The organism is uncultured Psychrobacter sp., from assembly GCF_947495825.1.
In the GTDB taxonomy this organism is placed as follows: domain Bacteria; phylum Pseudomonadota; class Gammaproteobacteria; order Pseudomonadales; family Moraxellaceae; genus Psychrobacter.
The window spans coordinates 137338-163696 of record NZ_CANMAH010000009.1 but is presented as its reverse complement, the minus strand read 5'-3'; the positions used below and the strand labels follow the sequence as shown (position 1 = coordinate 163696).

The window sequence follows — 26359 nt, the reverse complement described above, 5'->3', positions numbered from 1 at the left end:
ATGGCTCACCATCTAATCAGCTGAAAACCTTGAGAAAATGGTGTGATATTTAATCCTTATCTACTACAGCCCCTTAAAATGTCGCCTGCAAACTGACAGACATTTGACGCTCAGGCCCCATCCAGCAGTTATTGATATCGTAACAGGCACCGACATAGGTTTTATCAAACAAGTTATTGATGCTTGCGCCGACAGCCAGCATCGGACTGATTTGATAATTGCCACCGATATCGACCAAGGTCACGCTTGGTAGCTCATCCGAGTTTTGTTTATCAAGCTGCATGCCGTCTTCGTAGCGTACGCCTGCATTCAGTGTAAGCTTATCTGTGGCGTAGTAGTCGGCCCACAGCGTGGCTTTGTGCTTAGCTGTCTGCGCTGGGGTATTGCCGACCACATCAGGGTTAAATTCATCTTTTGTAATCTCAGCGTCGGTATAGCTATAGCTTGCCGCAACATCCACCCAGTCATTGAGCATATGACTGCCTGATATCTCAAAGCCTTTTGACTCAATCTCACCGGTCTGAGTTTGGCTTCTATAGTTGATTTCGTCTGCGACCACGACGTTTTTTTGCGTGATATCAAAGACAGCGAGCGTGCCTTTGGTCGCGCGATCTGAGGACAGATATTTGATACCCGCTTCTAGCTGGTCGGCGGTGGTGGGTTTAAACGCTTCATTGGTAATAAAGTTGCTACCAACGACAGGCTGAAACGACTGCGAATAGCTGGCATAAGGCGATAAACCATTATCCAAATCATAAATGGCCGCCAGACGACCACTGGTTTTTGAGGCGTCATTATCGATCGTTTGTGCATCGTACACCGCGCCTTGTGCGGCTTTGGTTTGCTCAGTGATACTCTCAAACTTATCGTGACGCAAGCCTGCGACCACGGTCAAATCTTGCCACTGCATCTCATCTTGTACATAGAGCCCAAGCTGGCTTTGCTCGATGTCTTCGTCTTGACGATAGGCATCTAGCGGCAGGGTATCGGTATCGATCTGGGAAAAATTGGGGTTTGATAAGTCAAGGTTTGGCGTACCCGCTGCGCCCGCATCATAGTAAGTCGCGCTACTGTCGGTTTCTTGATACTCAATACCGAACAACACATTGTGCGAGGTGTTGGCCGTGTCGAATTGATAAGCCAGCTGGTTGTCTGTGGTCCAGTTTTTCATGCGCTCATCAGTGGTATACGCCACGCGGTTTAAGATCTTATCGCTACCATCGACAAACCCGCCACTATTATACATATTGCGCTGCTCGGCTTCGGCATCGGTGTAGCGTAAGATGTGCTTAAAGGTGAGATTGTCATTGATATCCCAGTTTACCGTAATGCTTGGCATCAGTACTTCTTTACTAAAATGATTCCATTGATCCCCTGCATAGGCGTCGCTGTCTAATTTGCCATAGCTGGCGTTGTAGACTGTACCGACAGCGGGTAGTGGGGTGGATGGCACCATCTCTGGATCATCTTGATAAAACAGATTGGCAAGCACAGAGACGTCGTCAGTCGCCTGCCACTCAAGCGATGGATTAATTAGTAATCGCTCTTCTTCGGTGGTCTGCATTTGACCGTCTTTTTGCCGTTTTAATGCCACCAAGCGATAGTTGAGCGCATCGCTGACTGACCCTGTCGTATCGACCGCTATCTCTTTTAAGTTTTGATTGCCAAGTCGCAGCTGCACTTCGGTTTCTTGCGTGCTCTTTGGGGTTTTGGCGATCTGGTTGACCATACCACCTGGTGCGGCATAACCGTAGAGCGAAGAGGCGGGACCTTTGACCACCTCTACCGCTTCGGTGGCATAAATATCTACCTGCGGCATGAGATTCCACGCGCCATCATAGGGCAGTCTGAGGCCGTCATAAAAGTTTGAGTAGGTCTTAAAACCGCGGATATTATACTCATCAAAGATAGAGACTGTGCCGCGGCTCTCCGAGCTTACGCCTGGCTCATAACGCAAAGCAGCGTTGACACTATCTGCTTGGCGCTTTTGTAACAACTCCTGATCGATGCGGGTATAGCTCATGGGCGCATCTTCAGGGTCTAAGGCGGTCTTGGTACCGGTGCTGCGATAGCCATCGGCATAGACAGTAATGGCCTCTAACGTGGTTGATGGGGCGGTCGAGGTCGAAGCAGTGATCGTTTCGCTTGCGCTGATGACTTCCGCGCTTTTAGATGACTCAGCACTGCCTGAGTTGTCGATTGTCTTGGCCGCAACCGATTGCGCAGCTGCGATATGACTGATACCCATTAATAGGCCGATCTGTACGGCCAATGTCAGGTGTTTTTTTCGGATGGTTCGGATAGATAGAGGGGGTAAATGAGACCGCATCTGATGTCCTTTTGAGCTGAAATGGTTGGCTTTTGGGTACAAAGTTGTAACAATACTTACAACAATGAGAATAATAACATTAATGATAATTGTTATCATTAATAAGTTGCATTCAAGGACTTCGTATAGTCAAATCTAAATTGCTCGCTAAAGCGTTGGTTTTCTTACGTGCTGTACCTGCGCTGCTCGATGCTGCGTAAAACGACACTTCATCTCGCCATATCGTTTTTATATCGGGTTGACTATAGAAGTATCGACCACTGCAAGTAGTGCGTATCGTGCCAAGCGCGCGTCATTTATTTGAGCATCGCAATGGCGTCAATGCTGGCGCGCTGCCGTTCTTCAGCGTTTAGCTCTATCAGTCGACCAGCTTTCATCAGTAGCAATCGATCGGCATGCTCAAAATAGCTGTCGTCGTGACTAATGATAAACAAGGTTTTGCCCATGGCTTTGAGCTTAGGTATCAGTGTTTGATAAAACACACGGCGAAAGGCAGGGTCTTGGTCTGCGGCCCATTCATCGAGGAGGAGAATGTCTTTTTGTTCGGCGACAGTGATGAGCATGGCCAGTCGTTTTCGTTGGCCTTGTGACAGCTTATCGGTAGAGAGGGTGTCGTCAGTGATGCTCACTTTGTCTTGCAGGTTGAGCTGATGCAGCCATGTATCCGTCAGTACTCGATCAGGCGCTTGTCCTTTAGGGCCGATGAGCTGCGTAAACAGGTGCTGATCGCTAAAAATCGCTGAAAACAGCTGGCGATAATCGGCGCTACTTTGTAAGTTGTTAGTTTGTAAGTCGCTACTTTGTGAATCGCTGTTTTGAGAATGAATGAGCTTTCCATCGACTGTTACGGTGCCCGTCGTTGGGGCAAAAATCCCCGTGATGATCTTGGCCAGCGTAGACTTGCCGCTACCATTTGCCCCTATCAAAAACACCACATCGCCGCGTTGCAAAGTTAACGTAACAGACTGTAAGATATCATCGGCATGCTCGCTGTCGACAGCTGTCACATTTTGGCTATCGATGTTGTGTGGATAGCGATAACAGATATCCTGAAAACAGATGGTTTGCCAGTTTGTCGCCGCGCTGTCTGTCTGAAAATCCGGCTGATAATCAGCAAGTGCCAACGCCTGTATTTTTTCTAAAGCCACTTGGGCAGTTTGTAGCGTGGGGTAAGCGCCGACAGCATGTAGGAGCGGGGACTGCATAAATAAAATTGTCAAAGAAAACGTCGTGGCCACAGCCATGGAGACGCCCAGAGAGCTTGCGACGGCAAAGACGATACCAATCGCGGCAAACATCATGATATTGGACCAGTTCACTGCCGATAAATGAAAGGTATCAGACTTGGTCACGGTCTGTTCATAGGCTTTGGCGTGCCGCAAAAAGTCGTCGTTATACAGCCTTTGGGCGCGGTGTTGGTTGAGCGCCAGCTCTTTACGCCCTTCTATGATGGACTGATAATCTTGGTATAAATAATCATTGATCTCGCGTAGCTCTGTCAGATGCGTATAGACGTGCTTGACCAAAATAGTACTGATCCAAATCGTCATCACAATCCAGCACATGACAATCAATAACAATGGCAGCGACAGCCAGCTCAGATACAGCCCGACACCTACCGATAAAATCACGCCTTGTACCAGCTCTGGCATGCGCACAAACGCGGTGGTGATAGACTGAATGTCAGAGGATAGGCTGGCAAGTAAGCGCGCGCTCCCTAGATTATCTATCTGCGGCACGGCGGTGTCGATGATTTGTTTGACCAGTTTTGTCCGTAGTTCATAGACAAATCGATGACCCAAGCGCGTGAGGGCATATTGTGCTAAAAACGTGGTCGTTAGCAATAGCAGCACCAATAGCGAAAACTGCCCCAAGCTCTGCCATGATAAAGCACTAAAGACAGACTGGCTGATAAAGGTGTGATTGATATACGCGATGATACCGACGCTGACGGCGGCATTGAACAGGTTTAATAAAACAACTTTTAAAAACGGCAGGCGATAGTGCGCCCATACCATATGATACAAAGAAGCGGCAGCGCGAGGGGACATAAAGACTCAGTAAATATACGTTTTTGAGGGTTTTAAAGAAGCTTGGCGTTCGCCCTATAGATGCTTATAAGGCTGAACGCTGATAAAAAACAAATACAGGCTATATAAATAGAAGCTATGACAAGTAGAAGCTATAAAAAATAGCTTTTTATGTCGATTCCTTGCTCTGCGACTGGGTGAAAAAACACAGCCTAAGAAGCCGGCTGAATGTCTAATTTAAACTCCCATGAGGTCGCCGTCGTCGCCGTGCTATCAGGATAATTGATCTTATCCAAACGCACACGCGCATAGCTGTTACCTTCGGCGGATCTAATGAGCGCGCCTTGAGCACTATCAAGTGGTTTGGCATTTAGCTGATGGGTCATGCCATTGTAGGTATACCAGCCAAAATCCAAATTCGGAAAACTGCCAGTATACGCAGGGTTGAGATCTGAGCCTTTACTGTCAATCACCCAGCTTCTAGCGCTTAGCGGCTTGTCGTAGTCTGCTGTGCTGGTAAGGTCGGCTAAGGTCGCTGCACTACCATCGGTGATAAATTGACTGACAATAGGCTCGTCTTTTGCATCATAATATCCTGCTGGTGTGGCGGCAAGATAACCGCCAATCTTACCACTGGCCGAATCCCCACCATTTAAAATCACATCATTACGCTTAAAGCCGATCTGCCAAGTGCTGTCTTTGTCCGTGCTGCTTTGGCCTGTTTTTAGGTCAACATATACCCAGTCATCATTGTTGGTGGCGTTGATGGTTTGGGTCTGTACCTGGTTTGGTAGCGCCGTATCAATCCAGCGAATGGTTGGGTAGCCAGATTTTCCAGCATCATTATAGTAGTTGGTAATCTGTAGGGCATAGATCGGCTGCTGGACGCTGCTGTCTGTCATGTCGCTACTACTGTCTGTGGTGACCATATAGACACGGTTGTTGGGATATAGCTGATGATTGCCTTGTAAGTTGTACTCAAACCAAGGCTTGGCAGTAAACACCCCGCCGCTGCGGTCTTCATTATAGTGCAGGCTGATGTCACGGCCTGTATCAGGGTCAAGGGTGGCATTGGTATAACGGCTCAGATCAGACCAGTCGATCAAGCCAAAAACCCCGCCCAAACCTGCGCCAGAGTCGCCACTATTGGACCAAAGCTTGACTGAGCGTGCTTGGTTTTCAAACTTAATATCCCACGTATCGCCGTCACATGAGCTTTCAGCTTTGGCATCAAAGTCATAACAAGTGGCACTATCAGGTGCTAGGTTGGTGACTTGCCATGTGGCGGTTTCGTTAAAGCTGGCACTGCTGGCAGGCGGTGTGCTGCCAGCATTATCGCTATTTCCGTTATTGCCACTACTCGAGCCATCACTGCCGCCACCGCAGCCGGTCATGCTAAGGGCTAATAGGCTGCTGCTAAAAAGTAGTGCCAATTTGGTCGGCTTGGTGCTCATTGCTAGGGTGGGTTTGGTCATGTCAGGCTCCTTGATGGTTATTGTTTTGGCTAAAGATAAAAACAGCGCTATAGACAGAGTTTTTTAAACAATTGCTTTACAAGCGTTGCTTTAAGATAAGTGCGGGCAAGGGCTTACCAGTGATAGCTGGCACCCAGTAGCCATTCACGATTGTCGATCGGACGATAGTCGCTGGCATCGGTGACATCACGCTGTACATCGAAGATATTATTAATCGCCGCGTATAGGCTCAGGTTTGCCGTCATGTCATAATTGAGCTTGCTATCGAGCGTCCACCAAGACGGCGAGTACGTCTGTGCGCTGGTGCTGACGAGCTGTTTGGACTCGTAGTTGAGGCGCGGGATCAGCTGTAGCTTGTCATTGATTTGATAGTCAAGTGCCAGCATAGCTTTGTGATTGGGCTTATAGGTCAGCTCGGTATCGGTGACATTGTTGTGGGTCTTGAGATACGCATAGCTGGCTTGTAGTTTGGTGCGCTCATCCACTTGCCAGTCGATACCGATATCGCCGCCATAGGTTTTGGCGCTATCGACGTTCATAAACTGATAGACAGCAATATTGCCATCAAAGGTCGAATTGTCCTCGTCGGTTTGGATAAGGTCGTCAACGTCATTATAAAAACCATTGACGGTGAGATTGAGTGTATCGCTCAGCTGACCTTGATAGCCGATTTGGTAACTGGTTGAGGTCTCCGGCTGCAAGTTTGGGTTGCCCATCACTTTATAGCCCAAATTGCTATGATCAAAGACGTAGTAGCGCTCTTTGAGATTGGGCACACGGTAGCCGCCGCCAATACTGCCACGCAAGATATGGTCGCGGCCGCTGGCGTCCATGAGATTATATTTGAGCGATACTGTTGGTGCCGTATGGCTACCAAAGTCTTCATCGTTTTGGTAGCGAATACCGCTCAGTACCTCCCAGTTATCACCGATTAGCCAGTCGTCTTGTATATACAGCTCACCGACATCACGGCTGACCTCATCACTGATCAGCTCGTTGACTTGGTTTTTCGTTTGGCTCAGCTTGTCTTGCTGAAGCTGCCCGCCGACCTGAATAAGATGAATGTGATCGCCGGATAGCACCCACTCAGGTAGGTCGAGCTGCGCCTGCGCTAGCGTGGTACTGATGTCGGTGTCACGGGCGCTAGTGATGGTCTGCTGGGTTTTGGTATTAGACTCACTTTGATAGTCCTCATGCAGGGCTTGAGCGGACAGCCGATAGGTCTTGCTACGATCGTCTGCATGCGGCGTGATATCAGCACGCGCACCGACACTAAAGCGCTGCTTGCTGATGTGCTCATCTCGCTGCTGCGCCAAATAGCGCGGTGCCACATAGTAATTAAAGCGGCTGATGTCATCTTCTTTATAGTGACTGGCCTCTAGCCAATATTGAGCATTTTTGACCACGCGGCTATCGTCGCTACTATTGCTGTCGTTTGACATGCCTTTGCCATCAGGGCGGTAGCTTAGGCGCGCGCTGATTTGTGACTGCTCGCTGGCGTCTTTTAGTCTGGGCCACGCTTTATGATCCAAGCTCAAGCCATCATTGTCTAGATATGAGCCTGATAGGCGCGCGTGAAAGCGTTGGTCTTTATCTAAAGCGCCTTCTACGCTGGCTTCGACATAGCGTTTGTTGGCGTCTATTTCTTTACCTGAAGGGTTTTGCTCACCATTACTGGCGATCTCGGTGGTGATATGTCCTGTCGCTGCGCCGATAGGTTTGGTGATGATATTAATCACCCCGCCCATGGCCGCACTGCCAAACTGCGCTGACGCCGCTCCTTGTACCACTTCTATTTGCTCGATATCCATATTCATGTATTGATTTAAGTTCACCGTCGAGCCGGTACTGGCGGTAATCGGTAAGCCATCGATGAGCACCAATACCTGATCGCCGGTGAAGCCTTGCATACTGACTTCATAGCCTGTTTTGCCATGGACTTCGCGCAAGTAAACATTGGGCAGCAGCGCCAGAGCTTCTTTTAAGGTATGGGCATGGTTGTCATCGAGCGTTTGGCGGCTAAGTACTTGCATGGCGACGGGCGCATCGCTTAAGGCACGCTCAGAGCGTGTGGCGGTCACCACGATAGGGTCGAGACGGACGCTTGGTAGGGCAGTATCATCGGTAAGCTCAGGGCCGTTGTCTAAAAAATCTGCTGCTTGGACGCTGGCAGGGGCCAACGCAGACAACGCCAAAGCGATGCTAGTAACCAAAGCACGCTGTCGCCACTGTGGTAAACGAGCAGAGAAGCGGGTATCTGGTAAATAAGAGCGAAGTGGGGACATCGACATAAGTAAGACAACCTTTATAAAAAAAGCAAAAACAGAGGGGTTTGACGCTCTGCTTTATTAAAATTATTTATCAAGACAACAAAGTAAGCAGCTAGCAGTGATTTAATCCTTCAAGGTTTTGTTACTTAAAACCTCAACGCGAGTAACAAAGTCCAGATATCATATTTTAAATGATAATAATTATCAATATGTAAATGATAATTATTTATATTTACAAACTAAAAAAATATTGCCATAATTATTTTCGTTCAATAGCGCCTGACAAAAACGATAAGCGCAAACATGGAGCGCTGTCATTTTGCTTGATTTGGTCAGATAGATTGGGCCAAGGGCGGCGTGTCTATTATTCAGTCATTTATCTCTTTGCTGTACATCTCTTTGCGTATATAGCGAGCTGATTGGCTTTTTATGACTTATTTTATGGAGACCCTCATGAGTCAACCGTTATCTTTAACCACAAAAAATACCGAGCTGTGGCAACAGTACCAAGCACTAAAAGTAAACACGCCGATGCTGTTTCCGACAGAAGGGGCAGCGGCATTGGGGGTCAGCGAGTTTGAGCTGATGCTCGCATCGCCTTACAGTCAGTACATCGGAGATCAGTGCAAAACGGTATTACAGCAGTTTGCACGCTTTGGCAGTGTTGAGAGCATCGTCAGAAACGATCTGGCCGTACATGAAAAAACCGCGCCGTATCACAATTTAAAACTCGGCGAAAAGATGGGAATAGCGCTCAATGTTGGTGGTTTGGATTTACGGTTTTTTATGTGGCAGTGGCAGCATATGCTGGCGGTCACCGATACCAGTCGCACAGGCAAACCGTCTTATAGCATTCAGTTTTATAACGGTCAGGGAGCGGCGATTGATAAAGTCTATCTGCGCGATTTCAGCGATGAGAATATCGCCAGCTGGCAGGCGCTGATTGCGGCGCAGCAGCAGACGGTAAATACAGAGACGCTGACGTTAGAGGTGCAAGCGCCGCTAAGTGACTGGCGCTACAAGGCGCTGGATGAAGGCGCACGCACGCAGCTCCAACAAGGCTGGCAGGCAATGACAGATGTGCATCAGTTTCACTCACTATTAAAAAATCTCAATATCGACCGTGCCAGCAGCTACCGTCAAGCGCCAGAGCAGATGACGCAGCAGCTTGAGGTTAGCGCTGTCGAGGCGGTATTTACGCAGGCCCGTGATGCCAAATGCTCGATTATGATATTTGTCGGCAATAGCGGACTTGTGCAAATTCAGACGGGTACGGTGCAGACGCTTAAGCGCATGGGGGATTGGTTTAATATTTTAGACAAAGACCATAATGACTTTACCCTGCATCTCAAAGATAAAGCTTTGGCGCAAGTGTGGTGCGTCAAGCGTCCAACCAAAGACGGTATCGTTACCTGTATTGAGGGCTTTGACAATAAGGGTTCGAGTGTCTTTAGCGTGTTTGGTCAACGACTCGAAGGCACGCCTGAGCTGGCTGAGTGGCAGCAAATAGTTGCTAATGTTGTCGACGAACATGCCTACGCAGAAGCGTTAGCGCCAGCAGTCATGGCTGAAGCAGAAAGTGCATAGACCAGTTATAAAAAATCAATTTTGGATAATTATTCAACATTAATGACTTATAAATATAGTCGATTCACTCTAAAAATGACATCGCGCTACTGGGATGAATTTTGCGCCGCCTCTGTGATAACAGCACGCAAGTAAAATTTATACCAGTAGCGTGCTTAAACTTATAACCATTTTATTTTGAATTGCTTATAGGGTCATTTTTTACGTTAGTAAATTAGGAATACGTATGTCTTCTGCCTTATCAAAAACAACACTCACGCACTCAGTTATTAATAAAAAACGTACCCGTGGTGCTGTCAGTACGGCTGCCATCATTGGTGCATTGGCCGTGCCAACACTTTCTGCTCAAGCTTATGAGGGTATCGTCGCCATGAGTCCCGATGTCGCCGATGTGGTCGTCGCGCTAGGAGCGACCGATAAACTGGTGGGTAAAGATGCAACCAATAAAAATCCGGCGCTAAAGAGCGTACCCGCTGTGGGCATGCACCGTAATATCACCGCCGAGTCTGTGTTGGCGGTCAAGCCTGACTTGGCACTCGGCAGTTATATGGTACAGCCGGCGAGTATCTATCAACGCCTAAATGGACTTAAGGTTAAGGCCGTCAATGTCGCACCCAAAGAAGAAGTCAGCACCTTTGCCAGCAGTATCAAGTCCATCGGCAGTTATGTCGATAAAAAATCTGCCGGGTCGCAGCTAGCCAAGCGTTGGCAGGTGGGGATGAGTCCTATGGCAAAAACCGGTAAGCGCTATCTGCTAAGTTACGATGGCCGTATTGTCGCTGGTAAGGGCACGGTAGGCGATGAGCTGATTCGCCGTGCGGGCGGGATAAATGCCGCCAACGTATCGGGGTTAAAACCCTTATCGCGAGAAGGCTGGCTGGCCGCCAAACCTGATGTGATTATCATTGCTGAGCATAATGAGGCGGTCGTTGGCGGTGTTAGTAAATTTAGTAAGCGTCCTGAAGTTGCTGCCAGTACAGCAGGTAAAAATGGCGGCGTCCATTTTTGGCCAGCCGATGATTTTTTGCGTTATGGTTTAAAGTCGCCTGAGGTGCTAAAAAAGCTAAATGCGCTTGCAAAATAGCCTAAGTAGATAATCTAAATCAAGCAAATATACTCACTGAATCCCTATCCACATAAAACGATACTTTCCATGGCAAACACACTAACAATACCGACCCCTGTATTATCAAGCAAATACAAGCACAGCCTCTATTATCTGGTGGCGGCGGCCATATCACTGCTACTGATTTGGCTGGCCCTTGGTATTGGTTTTGGCGACTGGTCCAGTCCCAATCATCTGGATGACACCATTTGGCAGCTGCGCTATCCGCGCGTGGCGACAGCCTTGCTGGTCGGTATGGCGTTGTCTGTCAGCGGGGCGGCGCTGCAAGCGTTGTTTGAAAACCCATTAGCCGATCCTAGCCTAATCGGTACATCAAGCGGGGCAGCGCTCGGGGTGGTGCTGGTATTGGCGTTGGGGTTTGGCGGCGTTGGCATACCGCTTGCCGCATTTAGCGGAAGCGTATTGGTGTGTTTGTTTATTCTCGCTTGTCATCGGTTTTTGGGCGGCGGGCAGATGGGTCTGCTGATATTGGGGTTTGTGATCAGTGCGTTTTGTGCGGCCGTGGTCAGTCTGATTTTATTTATGTCTGATGATATGGTGCTGCGCTCGGCGACCAATTGGCTGTCGGGCAGTATGGCGGAGGCGGGGTTTGTGCCGCTGCGCTATGCGATCGTTTCTATGATCTTGGGGCTGGCTATCTTATTACCCTTAGGTCGGCAGTTAGATGGGTTAATGTTAGGGGAGGCTGCGGCAAAATCCTTGGGTATCAAAGTGGGAGGGGTGCGCTGTTTGGTGGTGATTGCCTCGGCATTATTGACAGGGGCGGCGGTGTCCTTAGCCGGCGTCATCGGCTTTATTGGCATGATGGTGCCCAACCTGCTGGCTATTTTGTTTGGCGGCGGGCGTATGCGGCTGATGATTTGGTCGGGCTGGCTTGGGGCGATACTATTACTGCTCATTGATGGCACAGCGCGGCATGTCGCTTATCCGGTGGATGTGCCTGTTGGCATCGTTTTAGCGCTACTCGGTGGCCCTTTCTTTATTTGGCTGTTTGTGCGTAGTAGCCGCCGTTAATTGATAGGAGTAACTATGCTTGATTCATTTTTTCAAAGTGGACGCAGCGCTGCGGCAGCAAAACCCGTGCGGCCAGTACGGTCAATGAAAACAGGGCAAACAGAGCGACCAAGTCAAAATAATAATACAAGTCATGAGAAAGCAAGCGAGCTATTGTCGATGCAAGATATTCATATCTCGCATGGTGACAAAGTGCTGCTAAAAATAGACAAGCTCACCGTACCAAGCCAAAAGCTCGTCGCCTTTATCGGGCCCAATGGTGCAGGTAAAAGCACATTATTGCATACAGTATTGGGTCAGCATACTGGGGTGGCGTTAAAAACACAGGGGTATATCACGGCTCAAGGCCAGCCTATCGATGAGATGATGCGTGATGGTCATGTCGCTTGGGTTGGACAACATGAGCGTTTTGAGCTGCCGCTTACGGTGCTTGATTATGCGCTATTGGGCGTCTCGCCAAACCTTGCTTGGTATCAGCGGCCAAATCGCCACCATGTCGAACGCGCGCAAACCTTGCTGCAAGATTTTGAGCTGTCAAATCTAACCGATGCCCGTGTGCAAACCTTGTCAGGCGGGGAAAAGCAGCGCTTAGCTATCGTGCGGGCACTGATGCAAGACACCAAAATCATGATGTTTGATGAGCCGACCAACCATCTTGACATTCGCCATCAGCGTTTTTTATTGCATTATTTACATCGTTTGGTACATGAGCAGCGCAAAAGTATCTTGGTGGTGCTGCATGATTTGACCCATGCCCATCGTTATACCGATGAGGTGGTACTACTAAATGGTGGGCGAGTTATTGCCCAAGGTTCGCCTACCGAGGTGATGACCCGTCAGCGACTCAGCGCTGCCTATGATGTCGATATCAAGGCACATCAGACCGAAGATGGTGTGGTGTTTGTATGATTTGGCAGATAGTCATGGTCAATAAAGACCGATAATCATCAACTGATGATGGACGCCTTAAAACCCTGCAGGTCAAAGCAGGGTTTTAAGGCGTTTTTTTTGCTAAAATAGGTCGATGGTGTTTCTTAACCTTATGTCAAAAACGCTTGCCGTTCAGCAGTAAGCGATAAATATCATAAAACTTATAAAGGACAAATTAGGCACATCACGGCAAATTTCGATGCAGGTAACATCGATATTATCAATATACAAAATAAAAACGATATCCAACTGGCTAGCCTCTGCCATCCCTCTATACAGCTTAAGCTTTAATACGCCGCATTAAGTATAAAAAATAAGCGCCGCCAATGATGGCAGCAATAGTGCCTGCTGGTATCTCATAGGGAAATATAAGATAACGTCCAATCCAATCCGCCATCACCATTAATCCTGCTCCTAAGATAGCTGCCAGTTGCAATTGCCGCTTAAGTTGTACGGCACCTAATGTGGTCGCAAGGTGAGGAATCATTAGCCCCAAAAAGCTCAGTGGACCTACTGCCAAGGTTGATACGGTGCTAAGCGCTGCGACTAAAATTAAGACCAAGCTTTGATATACACGTAAAGACACTCCAAGCTCGCGCGCCACTCCGCTACCTAAGCTTAATATTTGTAAGGGTTTTATCAGCATCAGACTTAATAAAAAAAGCACAGAAGCGAGTCCTACTAAAATCCATGCAGTCTCTGGACTGGCAATATAAGTCGAACCTGATAGCCAACTGAGCATTGCTTGCAGCCGTTGATCGCCAGATATTTTGACCAGACTCAGCAAACCACTCATCAATGCCGCTATGGACACTCCAACCAATAAAAGATAAGCAGGATTGATGCGACGCGCCAGCCAAAGAATTAAACTTAGTACGATAAAAGCTCCTAGTAATCCTGATAATACCAGGCCGCTATAACCAAACTGTGGCAAGAAGACAAAAGCCAATAGCACACCAATCGCTGAACCCGAACTAATCCCCAGCACTTCAGGACTGGCCATCGGGTTACGAGTTAGTGTCTGTAGTAATACTCCTGCCACGGCTAACATCACTCCAGTTGCCGCAGCGCTTAGAGTGCGAGGTAATCTAAAATTAGCGATTAAATCCCATACTGCATTCAATTGCCAACCCTTAGCCGTAGCAGTGAATATCAGTGTGCCTACTGTCAACAAGATTAATCCTACACTCCAGCGCACTAAATGAACATGACGGCGTACTGAAACAATCGAGGGTATGACCTCATCAGTGTGCTGATGACGCTGTCTAACTATTAGCCATATAATTAATGGTGCTCCTAATATAGCTGTCATGGTATCGACAGGTATTGCTAAGCTAAGATAAGCTTGTAGTAACGTAATGGCGTTACTGGTGATCCATAATAAAAGCGCCCCAAACACATAGCCCAATAATAGCCGAGAGCCAATGCGTTTGACAGAAAATACATTTACTAAGGTGGCAGCACCCAAACCAACAAAGCTGATGATACCGACACGACTGACCACAAGGGCGGTCAATATCGCAACCAACGCTACTACTAACCCACGAATAATGTTGACCGGTACGCCCAAGCTCTGCGCTTGTCTATCATCCAAGCTCATTATTTCTAAGGGTTTTAATATGGGTATTAAGGTAACAAAAGCGGCTAAACTGGCAAACATAAAAGTGTTAGCAACTTGCCAGTTATTTTGAGTTAGACTGCCACCTGCCCAAACCATGATGCTTAATGCTTCTTCAGAATAATAGATAAGTAATAGTGCGGCGATAGCACCCAATAAAATATTGGTAACTAAACCGCCTAGTACCAATACTAGAGGGTTCATGAGGCTAGGAGCAGCGAGCATAAATACAAGCCCCATGCTGCTAAGTGCTCCAATAAAAGCGATCCAAAAGCTACCGCCTAGACTCAAATTAGGCAAGAATAAAGTAACGAGCAATAAGGCTATATTTGCGCCACTACCTACGGCCAATGTCGTGTCTGAAGCAAGTGTGTTTTTGACCAGTTGCTGTAACAGTACACTCACTAAACCTAATAAACCACCAGCAGCCGTTGCAACTAGCATGGTTGGTAATATTTTTAGTTGAGCGTCCATATCTTTAAAGGATAAATCAAACGATGGAGAAAATAACTCAATAAAAGCCAAATTCCATAGCTGATATACAACTGAGTAACTACTACCAATAGCAATAATAACTAACAGAGTGAGAATAAGGTAGATAGGGGAAAGTGCCAAAAAATTGTTTTTAATATTCATAAGTCATTATTGCCTACAAAATTGGCATTTTTTAAGCGTTCGGCTAGGACGGACATTGACGCGATACCGCCATTAATCCAAGTAGCAGGTAGCAAGGTGAGGCAACGTTCTTCACCGATAGGATTATTATGTTTATCAAAGGAATAACCAAGACGCTGCCAAACCAAGCTGTCTTTTAACGCAAGTTTGAGTGGATTGCTTAAAGGCTCAACTACCACCAAGCAAGTATCGTCATTTAGCTCAGACAAATCTCCTAGCATGATTGGGGTAAATCCCCATTGATTGCCATCGTCTAACGCTATGAGCTCCAACCCCATTTCAGACAAAGCTGGCTCAAATAGACTGTTATACGAATACATCCGCAAGTTGTTGGTATCGGCAAACTGTACGACGGCAAGCTTTTTAATCTTGGGATGGCGAGCGCGAAAATCTTGCCCGGCCTTTTTTAGCTGATGCTTCTGATTATCTAAATATTCTTGGGCGGCGTCAGGTTGACCAATATACTTCCCTAAATTTAGAGTAGGTCTAGCATAGTCATTCCAGTGAGCCACTTTTTGAGTACTATCTAGTGAAACGGAATATACAGGTAAGTCACCATACATAGGGCGTAGATGCTCATAGAACGGACTGTCTATCACCACATCCAAACCTAACTGAGAAAACATCTCCGGATTAGGCTGATAGCGCATACCCACATCGTAGGTAGCAGCAGGCATGATAGGTTTGCCCACCCATTGGCCATAGATATATTTTTCCCCCATAGCTATAGGCGGGTAACCCATTGCCGTTAAGGTGGCAGCTATGCCCCAATTAGGGGTCATCACTTTGGGTGCTGTTTGTTCGTTTAGTATGGTTGATGGGACAGGCGTGTCATCAGATGAACGGCATGCACTTAATAAGAGAAGCGAGTAAAAAACGACAATGCACCAGGTCAAAGAAGTAATAAGACGTTGTCTGCTGCTATCTCGAAACCTAACATAACTCATATAACCGCTACTTTACGACTGGTGATAGGATGGTCTAATAAAGCGAAATTCACACCAAATATCTTGTGTAATACCTCTTTTTCCATGGTGTTTTTGACATCATTCATATGGCAAAGCTGGCCTTGCTTTAAAGCAATAAATTCATCACAAAACCTTGCCGCCAGATTCAAGTCGTGCAAGATAATAACAACACCTAGTCCTTGTTGATCAACCAATTGGCGAATCAATTTTAAGACTTCTACTTGATAGACAACATCTAGCGCAGCTAACGGTTCATCCAACAATAGATATTTTGTTTGCTGAGCAAGACACATGGCCAACCATACGCGCGCGCGTTCACCACCAGACAATGTTGAAACTTGACGGTTTCTAAAGGCTTCAGTTTTAGTCAGTGTTATGGCGTTTTCTACCTGTGCATAATCTTCGGTAGTAGGCTTTTGTAACCATTTTTGATGAGGGTATCTGCCCAACATAACCAACTCGTAGACAGTAAATGCACCTGCGTCAGGCAGGTTCTGGGGCAGATAAGCAAGATGCGTTGCCAGTCTTTTAGCAGAGAAGTCACGCAGGTCTTGATTCTCTATCTGGATACTACCTTGAGTAGGTAACATCTCTCCTGCCATTGCTTTTATAAGGCTGGACTTACCTGAGCCATTATGACCGATGAGTGCATACAGCTTATTTGGCTCGATACTAAAAGAAGTAGGATGAAGTAAGACTTTTTTCTGACGTATTAAGCTTAGATTGTTGATGTACATCATAGTGAACAATATAAAGTAAATGATGCATTCTAAATAAAAACAGTCCGTTAATGCAAATGATTTTCATTTTTATTTAAAATGTATGCATATTAGAAGCGTTTTCTTAGTCTCACGTTATTAGAGTTTCATGAATAAATTCATCGGTAACACAGATAATATCGAGGGTCTGCTGTGTGCGAGATAATAGTGGTTACTACGCGCGCCAATAGACTTTTATCACCATATCCTGACGCGATAAGCCAAGTTTTGACTTTAGTTGCTGACGTAATAACTTAATATCTGCCGCTTCAAGTGCGCCCCAAACTTTGTCAATCTTGAAAGAGGATTTCTCTAATTGCTTATCTAATACAGTAACTATTTTTTCAGCGAGATTGGCCGTCGGTGTATTAATAAGGTGACACAAATTATCTTGCAGAAAATGCGCATCTTTGCGTAGTTGATTACTAAGATTTAGGTTGTGTAAATAACCAATATCTTCTGGATCGTTAGTAACGGCAATGACAAGGGGAGGCGATGGATTTTTCCAGTTCTCTAATAAATTGGCTACCGTAGGCAAAGAGGTCTCATCACAGATGAGCAAGCACTGGCCATCTGTGAGATGTTCTATTTTCTCTGGATATTCACGTACCGTTTTAATTTGCATGCCGCAATTAAGAGAACGGGCCCAATTACCTCCTACCGTATCGCCATGAATGTAGACATCTATCCAAGCTTGCATAGATGAGTTTCTCAAGTCTTGCCAAGCCTTTCGCAGCGTATAATAGCGCTGGGAAGGCTTATCGCTATCTGTTGACTTGTTTTTTAGGTCAGATAAGTCATTGTAATCTAACTCAAATAAATAAGCGTAGCCAGGATGAGTGAGTGGCGTATTATCGGGTGCAGCTACTACTAACCGATACATATTGGGGCTGACGTAGTAACCGTTGATGAGTGTAAAATACTGCTCTTGAAGCTTAATTGTGCGCTTACCAAGCTTATTGGCAGATGTTTGCAATAGTATTATATATTGTTCTTGTAGCGTCATTGACTCACTGATAGGCGCTGTAAAATCGATAAAATACTGATTATTGAAGGTAGTGGTGTTTGCAAAGCTACTGTCATTATCAGTGGTTTTGAGTTGAGTCGCATTCGTATTATTCGGATAACGACTCGTTGTGTCTAATTCTAATAATATCCCATCCGTATATAACTCTTTTATCGATGCAATATCATACTCACTCACTGTCGTGGTAGTAAATGCATTAATAAGCATAGCAAGCTCATCTTGATGTTCTTCATTAATATGGTTGATGAACTGATTTTTATCAACAAAAGCTAGTGGTGTCTTACTGGTATTGTTCTGAACAAGTGGTCGAGCCATAAAAGGTAATCCATGCCAAAAATTAAATAATATACATGTTAATGATTATTATTATCAAATACATTATTGCTTCAATCTATATGCATGTCAATTTATTTATCACCATCAGTGAACTAGTCTCGCAGCATCATCGGTATTTTTCCTATAAAAATAATTAATATCCAAAAATTTATTATTTGTTTTGCTTGAGGGGAGAGGCAGCTTTAAAACGCAGTAAACGCAAAGCATTTAGCGTGACCAATACCGTTGCGCCAGCGTCAGCTAGTACCGCAATCCAAAGTCCTGTAATCCCAAACACAGTAGTAATCAAAAATATGCCTTTTAGTCCCAGCGCAAACATCACATTTTGATGAATATTGGTCATCGTGGCACGCGATAGCGCAATAAGATTGGCAACGTCCATCACGCGGCTTTTCAACAGTGCAATATCAGCCGTTTCGATAGCCACATCTGTACCACTACCCATAGCAATACCGACATCTGCTGTTGCTAGCGCTGGTGCATCATTAATGCCGTCACCAATCATCGCTATTTGGTTGTTATCTTTCATCTCGCTTAGCAGACGTAGCTTGTCTTCAGGTAACAGCTCAGCCTTCCACTCTATATCTAACTGACTGGCAAGCGCTTTTGCTGTACGGCTATTGTCACCTGTGAGCATGACAGAGCTCACGTTCATTGTGTTCAGCATTGCTACAGCTTGCTTCGCATCTTCTCGCAGCTCATCACGCAGAGCGATCAATCCAAGCGCCTCACCGTTTTGCTCATCAAACAAGATCGAAACCGTTTTTCCTTCATTTTGTAGCGTCTCGATTTGCGTTTGCTGCGTCATCGGTAAGGTGGTTTTCTCTGCTATGTAGACTGGTGAGCCAATGCTCAAAGAGCGCCCAGTGACCGTAGCATGTACGGCTTTACCCGCAGTAGCAGTAGCATCAGTGGCATCAAGGATAGCTACCTGAGCGTCTTTGGCATGATCTACAATAGCTTTAGCAAGTGGGTGACTAGAAGTCGAATCTACGCTTGCAAACAGTGCCAATAACTTGTCTTGACCTTTAGCGTCCGTATGCGCTGAGGTAAAGCCGATAATATCGGTTACCCGTGGCTTACCTTCGGTTAGCGTACCTGTTTTATCAAAAGCGACGGTACTGACTTGACCAATCAATTCCATGACATTACCGCCTTTGATAAGCAGTCCGTGGCGCGCACCGACCGCCAAACCTGAGGCGATAGCGGCTGGTGTCGAGAGTACCAACGCGCAAGGGCAGGCAATGAGTAATAGTGCTAGACCACGATATAGCCATGTCATCCATTCTGCGCCCATAAATAGCGGCGGAATGACAATAACCAGCGCAGCAAGTGCCATTACGATAGGCGTATAGTAGCGGCTAAAGGTCTCAATAAAGCGTGCGGTCGGGGCTTTAGATGCTTGCGCCTGCTCTACAAGCTCGATGATACGTGCAATCGTATTATCAGCCGCTGTTTTCTCCACGCGTATGTGTAGTACGCCATCGACGTTAATCGAGCCAGCAAAGACATCATCGTTTATGGTCTTAGCAACAGGAACGGACTCACCAGTCACAGGCGATTCATCAAGACTTGACGTCCCTTGAGTAATGACGCCATCGGCAGAGACTCTATCTCCAGGACGCACCAGAACTTTATCATTTACTTGTAGTGAAGCTGCTGGCACCTGACGTTGTTGACCTTGTGCGTCTAATAAAATGGCAGTCTTTGGGACAAGCGCCGATAACGCTCTAATACCAGCGCGGGCGTGATCGGCCGCTACGCTCTCTAACAGCTCACCAACAGAGAACAAAAAGACCACTGCAGCTGCTTCTTCAGCTTCACCGATGATAAGGGCGCCAATGGCCGCGACGGACATCAGCATTTCAATTGAAAAAGGCGAGCCTGTTAGCGTTAATGCAAACGCTTTGCGGGCAAATGGTATGACGCCAATAACGACAGCGGCAATAAAAGCCCATGTGCCATAGGCAGGAAAAACCAATGATAAGACGTAGGCTGCGCTCATCAACAGACCAACACCAATGACCTGTTTGCCCTTTAACGTTTGCCACCAGCGCTGATCGTTTACTGTTGTTTGAAGCTCATTGTTGCCTGCCTCATTTTGTTGGTCGGTTAACTCTGACACACCAAACCCAAGACGCTTGATGGTTTTTTCGATATCTTTGTTTTTAGTTGCCGCATTAGGCGCTAAGGTTAGCGCGAGCTTTTGGGTGGCAAAGTTTAGCTGAACATCAGAGACACCAGGCATACGTGTCAACGCTGTTTCAATCTTGCCAACGCAACTGGCACAGTCCATACCTTCAATATGATATTGCATAATATTTTATCCTCTTATTAAAGGTATTATGAACCCTATAGTGGCTTTAGGGTCAAGGCTTTGATTAACCAGTTTGTTTGATTTTTCACTTACTGAACCTTATAGTTACTTTATGGTCTAAATTTTAGAATCACTATTGATGACTTTAGCTATTTAAGGAGAGAAAAATGCCTATCAAAATTGGCGAGCTTGCCAAACGTACAGGGGCGACGGTAGAAACCATTCGCTATTACGAAAAAGAAAAATTGTTACCGGAGCCTACGCGCAGTCAAGGGAATTATCGTTTGTATCGTGAGGATCATATTGAACGTCTGCAATTTATCCTACATTGCCGTACGCTCGATATGACTTTGGAGGAAGTGCGAGTTTTGCTGCAGTATTGGGATACGCCAGATAAAAACTGCGGAGAGGTAAATATACTATTAGACGAGCATATCGATGCGGTAGAAACACGTATGAAAGAGTTGGTGCAATTAAAGCAGCATCTATTAGATTTGCGCCAAAAATGCGCCAAAGAAGCACCAGCTGAATCATGCGGGATACTCCATGCGTTGGCTGATAATTCTTGTCATCTCTCCTATTAGCCATTTATTAAAAACGCTCTATGAAGGTGGAATTGTAAAACGTCTTATATTTTTCTAAATTAGCGCTTTTCGTCTAAGTGCTTGATATTATCTGGGCTGGCTGCATAGATAGCGTCAAGCTCATGCTGCGTTAAATATTTTTCGACAATAGGAAAGAGCTCACGTTCTTCAAAACGTATATGATCATATAATAAGTTACCAAGTTGTTTAACTTGTTTAACAGTGACTATAGTATTCTCACAAGCTTGAGCAGCTTGAATTTCCATCTTCGTATTGTTCAACAGTCTATGCTGTTCTCTCATTGTATCGAGTACGGATCCAACCTCAGGTTGGGTAGCTTGATAAGGTAGCAAGGCTTTTGTGATTAAATTGTCCTCGATACTAAAATGGTTTTGCATATCATCAATATAAGAGGACAGCGCTTGCCAATGTGTAGTAATCTCTTGCGGGTTATCGGTGCACTCTTTAGCGTGACGTCCTATATGTAAACCAAGATGATGCTGGCGTGATAATGGCTGTAATTGATGGGCACGTTTCATCAGTAATCTCCGCTTTATGAAATCTGTAAACTTAATGGACGATCTACTGTATAAATAATGATAATCATTCTCATAATATAACAGTTTATAGGCTATTTTACTATCGTCATGTGACTTCGAGTATTAATCAATATACAGTTATCACTTAGATAAAATTAGTGGTTAAAATTTTTAGGCTATAAAATATATAGTTTAAAAGGCTTTACTGTATTTTAGCCTAATAAAGCACTTCTATATTTAGAATTAATTTTCAAATTCTTAAAATCTCATTAAGGAGAGGTTATGCATATCACTGCAAATTTTGACGCAGGTAATATTGATGTTATTAATTTAGACGATAAAAACGATATCCAATTGGCTATCCGACCAGACGTTGGTGGCGAGTTTTTTCAGTGGTTTAATTTTCGCTTGTCAGGTGAGATTGGTGAGCAATATGTTCTTAATATTGTCAACGCAGGAGAGGCATCATACGTTGCAGGGTGGGAGAATTATCAAGCGGTGGCTTCCTACGATCGGGAGTATTGGTTCCGTCTGCCTACCACTTATAAAGACGGCAAGTTAACCATAGTGGCAGATTTGGAATGTAACACCATTCAAATTGCGTATTTTGCTCCTTATAGCTATGAGCGTCATCAAGATTTATTGGCCGCTGTACAGACGCATCCATCAGTGACACTAGAGCATTTAGGTGAAACGCTTGATAAGCGCGACTTAACGTTGGTTAAAATTGGCAATGAAGATAGCAGCAGTGATGGGAATAAACGCAATATATGGATTACTGCGCGTCAGCATCCTGGTGAGACAATGGCGGAGTGGTTGGTTGAGGGGCTACTATATAGCCTGTTAGATGAGGATAATGCTACTGCTAAGATGTTATTAGACAAAGCAAACTTCTACATTGTACCCAATATGAACCCAGACGGCAGCGTGCGCGGACATCTGCGTACTAACGCAGTAGGGACCAACTTAAACCGTGAATGGTTAAATCCAAGTTTGGAGAAAAGCCCCGAGGTCTTTCATGTCATTAACAAAATGGAGGCAACAGGCGTTGACTTATTTTATGATGTACACGGCGATGAAGCGTTGCCTTATGTGTTTCTTGCCGGCTCTCAAGGGACACCAAGTTATAATGAACGCCTAGCACGTCTGCGTGATAGATTTTCAGACGTGTTAAAGTTAGCCAGTGCCGACTTTCAGTCCGAATATGGCTATGATATTGATGCGCCAGGCACCGCGAATATGACGGTAGCCACTAATTGGGTGGCTGAGCGCTTTGATTGTCTTGCCAATACTTTAGAGATGCCGTTTAAAGACAACGACAATCTACCTGATGCAGACACAGGCTGGTCACCAGAACGTTCTATTAAACTGGGAGAAGCGTCGTTAACGGCGATGTTGGCAGTGGTAGATGATTTGCGCTAATTGTTATGACTTGGTCTTCTCAGCAAATTTTTAGCGAACAACCAAATAAAAAAGACACCGCATTTAATGTGGTGTCTTTTTATAAGTGATTTTTTATAGCATGAGTTTTAGTGCTCATTTTAAGCGTAAGCTAACTAGAGTCTTTTTTAGACCAAGAATAAAAGCCCGCCCATGATGATTAAACCTGATACCGCCAATACAATTAAGCAGTATCCCATGATGGCTCGAGCGTCAAGTCCTGCAATCCCTAATAATGGCAGCGCTCAAAACGGCTGTATCATATTCGTCCAAGCATCACCCCACGCAATTGCCATAGCCGTCACGCTAGGGCTAACTCCAAGCGCTGTCCCAGCCGGTATCATAACAGGTCCTTGAACAGCGAATTGTCCACCACCTGAGGGCACAAAAACATTGACAATACCAGCGCTTAAAAATGCAAACACAGGAAAACTTTCTGCTGAAGCATTATTAATAAAAAACTCAGTAACCTCGGTACTAATAGAGATCCCATTGAGATTTGCCCCAGTCATGATGCCCATAATGCCACCGTAGAAGGGATATAGGAGTACAATGCCAGTGATACTACTGATGCCTGAGTTTATGGCCAAGTAGTAACGCTCAAGGGTGCCATGTGCCAGCAGGCCTATAAACAAAAATAGACCAATGACGATATTAAACCCTAAGCTAAAGCCATTATTCGTAAATTCATTTACATAATACATAAATGCAAGTGCTAGTAAGACAAGGGCAACAAGACGACTGTCATCCAGTTTTTTCGCTGGTGTATCATGTTCGGGTGCTTGGAAAACCTTACTTTTAAGCATACTGGGATCGACCAGCGTTGGGTTCTTGGGATGCATAAAGCTATTAAGTACAGGTATAACGACAATCAAAGTGACTAAGATAGCTAAATTATAAGGCGCAAATATGGTTTGCGACAGAGGAATGGCTTCTGTTAGTACGCTTCCTGAGAGTTGTTCTAGCGTATCGCCACCGCTACTGAGTGCTAATGGGATCGAGCCTGATAGCCCTGAATGCCAAACCAAAAATCCAGAATAAGCTGCGGCAACTAATAGGGGATAATCAACGCTTGTTACTTTTTTGGCAAGCGATCTGGCAAAGACCGCGCTAATGACCAAACCAAAACCCCAGTTAATCAAAGCGCCTGCCATAGCGACTAGCGTGACGATGATAATGGCGGCTTTTGGCGAATGTACTTTGTCCGCCATCGCGTCCAAAAAACGCTGAATAAAGGGGGCATTGGCGAGCGCATAGCCGGTTATCAAAATCAGCGCCATCTGCATAGCAAAACCATGCAATGACCACAAGCCATTGCCCCAATGACCTGCCATAGACAACACATCTTGACCCGTTAAAATAAGACCGGCTGCAAACGCGATAATGGTGAGAATAATTGAAAAAACGAACGACGATGGCAGGTAACGATTGACCAGTTTTACACTAGCATTGGTTATCACAGCTAACATAGCAAACATCCTTGTAGTATTGATAGCGACTTTGATACTTTGAGTTATAAAGAGCGAAACTTATCTAAGTGATAAGCCGAGTGTTCTATTCAACCTCTCTTTGATCGGGGTCTTACGTTTATATCAAACTCCTTTTGATATAGGGTTTTATTAGTTTTCCATAAAATAATCGCAGTATTCTTCTCTTAAAGTTTTTTTGCTGATTTTTCCTGTGCCTGTATACGGCATCTCATTGATTAAAATAGTTGCAGAGGGGATCGACCACTTATGTAGCTTGTGAGCTAAATATGTTTCTATTTCTATATGTTCGATATGCATGGTAGGTTTCGCTACCAAAATTAGTAGAGGTCTTTCTCCCCATTTTGGGTGATTTGCAGCAATGACTGCAGCTTCGACCACTTTCTCATGACCCAATATGGCATTTTCAATTTCGACACTACTGACCCATTCGCCACCAGTCTTAATCATGTCTTTTGCACGGTCAGTAATGTTCAGGTAGCCATGTGCATCAATCGTTGCTATATCCCCTGTATCAAACCAAACCTTTGTGTTATCGGTTATATTATTAGTCGTTTGGCTGTGGCTATCTTGTCTATAACTATTATTGTTATAGTTGCTTGCAACATTATGTCCTCTGATTTCTAAAGTGCCTTCAGATATACCGTTATGAGGAAGAAGCTCATTGTTTTTGCCTTTTAGCCGCATTTGCATACCAAAGATGGGTCTACCACATTTGAGCACTTGGGTTTTTGGTAGGTTTGTGAGGTCATTTATACGATTACAGGCACCTAAAGAGCTGGTTTCAGTCATACCCCACGCGTTTTCAAGCGCGATACCATACTGGCTTAAGCTTTTAATGAGAGAATAAGAGGCCGCAGAGCCGCCCGAGATCGCTCGTTTTAAGGTGGTTTTAGTGATGTTATTTTCTTGAAGATGGTTTTTGAGGGCTGTCCAAATCGTAGGCACGGCCATAGAGACATCTACCGATTCGGTTTGAATTAAGTGATAAACTTTTTCAATTTGGCCAGCAAATGAGTTGGGCCAAACGATTTTTGCCCCACACAGCACCGCATTGAAAGGTATGCCCCAAGCACTGATGTGATACAAAGGCACAAGTGGCATAATGCAGCTGTTTTCGTCTAGTCCTACTACCGTCGCCATACTTAAGGTGAGGGCGTGTAAAACCATACTACGATGTGAATACAATACACCCTTTGGCGCACCTGTCGTACCTGATGTATAGCAAAGACCACTTGCCGTTTGTTCTGGAATATCAGGCCAGTCATAAGCTGTAGATTCTGCTGCAATAAGTTCTTCATAGAACATAAATTCAATAGGCGATTTTAACGTTTTATCTGGATCACCAAGTACAATCAAATGTTTGACGAAGGGCTGGATGTGTTCATAGAGCGCCTCGACAATGTGCAAACAATCTTGCTCAACAATGATCACTTCATCTTGGGCAGAGGTGATAATTTGTAGCAATTGCTCATGTGGTAATTTGGGATTGATAGTGTGATAGATACGCTGTGAACAAGGAATGGCATAATGAAGCTCAAAGTGCTGGTAGGTGTTCCAAGCTATAGTGCCGACTTTAGCATCCTTACTAACTTGCAGTCAGTCTAAACTATTGGCAAACTGCGCAACTCGAGCAAAGGCATCTTTATAGGTGTACTCATGCGTAGTCATACCATCTGATTTGAGAGTGACAATTTTCTGCTCAGCATAAAGCGCCAAAGCGTGTTGCATGATAGAAGTAATATTTAAATTACAGTGCATCATCATTCCGTTAATCATCTTCCCGTCCTTAGTTAAGATGGTTGGTAATAATGATAATGCAACTATAGTGCCAAATAAATTTACTATA

The 26359-nt window shown here is 45.3% G+C and carries 16 protein-coding genes and 2 pseudogenes; 6 read left to right on the top strand and 12 right to left on the bottom strand.

Going from position 1 to position 26359, the window contains the following annotated elements:
* Positions 1 to 73: 73 nt before the first annotated feature.
* The 4 genes from Q0895_RS10800 to Q0895_RS10785 all read right to left on the bottom strand — a co-directional run bounded on the left by Q0895_RS10800 (position 74) and on the right by Q0895_RS10785 (position 8125).
* On the bottom strand, positions 74 to 2329 hold the full coding sequence (locus tag Q0895_RS10800) for a TonB-dependent siderophore receptor (RefSeq protein WP_299188785.1): 2256 nt from the start codon (positions 2327 to 2329) through the stop codon (positions 74 to 76).
* Between the two features lie 296 nt (positions 2330 to 2625).
* Positions 2626 to 4380, bottom strand: coding sequence for a multidrug ABC transporter permease/ATP-binding protein (locus Q0895_RS10795; RefSeq protein ID WP_299188781.1), 1755 nt, complete (start codon positions 4378 to 4380; stop codon positions 2626 to 2628).
* Positions 4381 to 4571: 191 nt separating this feature from the next.
* Positions 4572 to 5834, bottom strand: coding sequence for an HmuY family protein (locus Q0895_RS10790; RefSeq protein ID WP_299188779.1), 1263 nt, complete (start codon positions 5832 to 5834; stop codon positions 4572 to 4574).
* A 113-nt stretch (positions 5835 to 5947) separates the two neighbouring features.
* A complete protein-coding gene (locus Q0895_RS10785; RefSeq protein WP_299188777.1) occupies positions 5948 to 8125 on the bottom strand; it encodes a TonB-dependent receptor in 2178 nt (725 codons plus the stop codon).
* Between the two features lie 432 nt (positions 8126 to 8557).
* Between Q0895_RS10785 and Q0895_RS10780 the strand changes: the two genes are divergently transcribed.
* The 4 genes from Q0895_RS10780 to Q0895_RS10765 all read left to right on the top strand — a co-directional run bounded on the left by Q0895_RS10780 (position 8558) and on the right by Q0895_RS10765 (position 12740).
* Positions 8558 to 9691, top strand: a complete 1134-nt coding sequence (locus tag Q0895_RS10780; RefSeq protein ID WP_299188775.1) for a ChuX/HutX family heme-like substrate-binding protein — start codon at positions 8558 to 8560, stop codon at positions 9689 to 9691.
* Between the two features lie 226 nt (positions 9692 to 9917).
* A complete protein-coding gene (locus Q0895_RS10775) occupies positions 9918 to 10775 on the top strand; it encodes an ABC transporter substrate-binding protein (RefSeq protein WP_299188773.1) in 858 nt (285 codons plus the stop codon).
* A gap of 69 nt (positions 10776 to 10844) precedes the next feature.
* On the top strand, positions 10845 to 11831 hold the full coding sequence (locus Q0895_RS10770) for an iron ABC transporter permease (protein ID WP_299188772.1): 987 nt from the start codon (positions 10845 to 10847) through the stop codon (positions 11829 to 11831).
* A 15-nt stretch (positions 11832 to 11846) separates the two neighbouring features.
* Positions 11847 to 12740, top strand: a complete 894-nt coding sequence (locus tag Q0895_RS10765) for an ABC transporter ATP-binding protein (protein ID WP_299188769.1) — start codon at positions 11847 to 11849, stop codon at positions 12738 to 12740.
* A gap of 301 nt (positions 12741 to 13041) precedes the next feature.
* Here Q0895_RS10765 and fhuB read toward each other — a convergent pair whose 3' ends face one another.
* From fhuB to Q0895_RS10740, 5 genes are all read right to left on the bottom strand, one after another.
* The gene (gene fhuB / locus Q0895_RS10760) at positions 13042 to 15015 is read right to left on the bottom strand and encodes a Fe(3+)-hydroxamate ABC transporter permease FhuB (protein WP_299188766.1); all 1974 of its coding nucleotides are present in this window, start codon (positions 15013 to 15015) and stop codon (positions 13042 to 13044) included.
* Positions 15012 to 16001, bottom strand: coding sequence for an ABC transporter substrate-binding protein (locus Q0895_RS10755; protein ID WP_299188764.1), 990 nt, complete (start codon positions 15999 to 16001; stop codon positions 15012 to 15014). The genes fhuB and Q0895_RS10755 overlap by 4 nt, the downstream gene beginning before the upstream one ends.
* Positions 15998 to 16762: an ABC transporter ATP-binding protein gene (locus Q0895_RS10750; protein ID WP_299188759.1), complete on the bottom strand. Its 765-nt coding sequence runs from the start codon at positions 16760 to 16762 to the stop codon at positions 15998 to 16000. Before Q0895_RS10750 ends, Q0895_RS10755 begins: the two co-directional genes overlap by 4 nt.
* A 193-nt stretch (positions 16763 to 16955) precedes the next feature.
* A complete protein-coding gene (locus Q0895_RS10745; RefSeq protein WP_299188756.1) occupies positions 16956 to 18122 on the bottom strand; it encodes a siderophore-interacting protein in 1167 nt (388 codons plus the stop codon).
* A gap of 172 nt (positions 18123 to 18294) precedes the next feature.
* The gene (locus Q0895_RS10740) at positions 18295 to 20460 is read right to left on the bottom strand and encodes a heavy metal translocating P-type ATPase (RefSeq protein WP_299188753.1); all 2166 of its coding nucleotides are present in this window, start codon (positions 20458 to 20460) and stop codon (positions 18295 to 18297) included.
* Between the two features lie 167 nt (positions 20461 to 20627).
* Here Q0895_RS10740 and cadR point away from each other — a divergent pair, with 167 nt between their 5' ends.
* Entirely contained in the window at positions 20628 to 21044 is a 417-nt protein-coding gene (gene cadR / locus Q0895_RS10735; RefSeq protein WP_299188752.1) for a Cd(II)/Pb(II)-responsive transcriptional regulator, read from the top strand.
* A 59-nt stretch (positions 21045 to 21103) separates the two neighbouring features.
* Here cadR and Q0895_RS10730 read toward each other — a convergent pair whose 3' ends face one another.
* Positions 21104 to 21583, bottom strand: coding sequence for a hemerythrin domain-containing protein (locus tag Q0895_RS10730; RefSeq protein WP_299188750.1), 480 nt, complete (start codon positions 21581 to 21583; stop codon positions 21104 to 21106).
* Between the two features lie 282 nt (positions 21584 to 21865).
* On the opposite strand from Q0895_RS10730, the gene Q0895_RS10725 reads away from it, so the two are divergent.
* Positions 21866 to 23005, top strand: coding sequence for a M14-type cytosolic carboxypeptidase (locus Q0895_RS10725; RefSeq protein ID WP_299188748.1), 1140 nt, complete (start codon positions 21866 to 21868; stop codon positions 23003 to 23005).
* Between the two features lie 146 nt (positions 23006 to 23151).
* On the opposite strand, the pseudogene Q0895_RS10720 reads toward Q0895_RS10725, so the two are convergent.
* A pseudogene (locus tag Q0895_RS10720) lies at positions 23152 to 24492 on the bottom strand (TIGR00366 family protein).
* A gap of 150 nt (positions 24493 to 24642) precedes the next feature.
* Positions 24643 to 26289: pseudogene (locus Q0895_RS10715) on the bottom strand (AMP-binding protein).
* Positions 26290 to 26359 lie beyond the last annotated feature (70 nt).

What these genes read in the sequence shown, in the direction of transcription:
- Q0895_RS10800 (WP_299188785.1), bottom strand. Translation starts at nt 2,329, where the DNA reads ATGCGGTCTCATTTACCCCCTCTATCTATCCGAACCATCCGAAAAAAA.
- Q0895_RS10795 (WP_299188781.1), bottom strand. Translation starts at nt 4,380, where the DNA reads ATGTCCCCTCGCGCTGCCGCTTCTTTGTATCATATGGTATGGGCGCAC.
- Q0895_RS10790 (WP_299188779.1), bottom strand. Translation starts at nt 5,834, where the DNA reads ATGACCAAACCCACCCTAGCAATGAGCACCAAGCCGACCAAATTGGCA.
- Q0895_RS10785 (WP_299188777.1), bottom strand. Translation starts at nt 8,125, where the DNA reads ATGTCGATGTCCCCACTTCGCTCTTATTTACCAGATACCCGCTTCTCT.
- Q0895_RS10780 (WP_299188775.1), top strand. Translation starts at nt 8,558, where the DNA reads ATGAGTCAACCGTTATCTTTAACCACAAAAAATACCGAGCTGTGGCAA.
- Q0895_RS10775 (WP_299188773.1), top strand. Translation starts at nt 9,918, where the DNA reads ATGTCTTCTGCCTTATCAAAAACAACACTCACGCACTCAGTTATTAAT.
- Q0895_RS10770 (WP_299188772.1), top strand. Translation starts at nt 10,845, where the DNA reads ATGGCAAACACACTAACAATACCGACCCCTGTATTATCAAGCAAATAC.
- Q0895_RS10765 (WP_299188769.1), top strand. Translation starts at nt 11,847, where the DNA reads ATGCTTGATTCATTTTTTCAAAGTGGACGCAGCGCTGCGGCAGCAAAA.
- fhuB (WP_299188766.1), bottom strand. Translation starts at nt 15,015, where the DNA reads ATGAATATTAAAAACAATTTTTTGGCACTTTCCCCTATCTACCTTATT.
- Q0895_RS10755 (WP_299188764.1), bottom strand. Translation starts at nt 16,001, where the DNA reads ATGAGTTATGTTAGGTTTCGAGATAGCAGCAGACAACGTCTTATTACT.
- Q0895_RS10750 (WP_299188759.1), bottom strand. Translation starts at nt 16,762, where the DNA reads ATGATGTACATCAACAATCTAAGCTTAATACGTCAGAAAAAAGTCTTA.
- Q0895_RS10745 (WP_299188756.1), bottom strand. Translation starts at nt 18,122, where the DNA reads ATGGCTCGACCACTTGTTCAGAACAATACCAGTAAGACACCACTAGCT.
- Q0895_RS10740 (WP_299188753.1), bottom strand. Translation starts at nt 20,460, where the DNA reads ATGCAATATCATATTGAAGGTATGGACTGTGCCAGTTGCGTTGGCAAG.
- cadR (WP_299188752.1), top strand. Translation starts at nt 20,628, where the DNA reads ATGCCTATCAAAATTGGCGAGCTTGCCAAACGTACAGGGGCGACGGTA.
- Q0895_RS10730 (WP_299188750.1), bottom strand. Translation starts at nt 21,583, where the DNA reads ATGAAACGTGCCCATCAATTACAGCCATTATCACGCCAGCATCATCTT.
- Q0895_RS10725 (WP_299188748.1), top strand. Translation starts at nt 21,866, where the DNA reads ATGCATATCACTGCAAATTTTGACGCAGGTAATATTGATGTTATTAAT.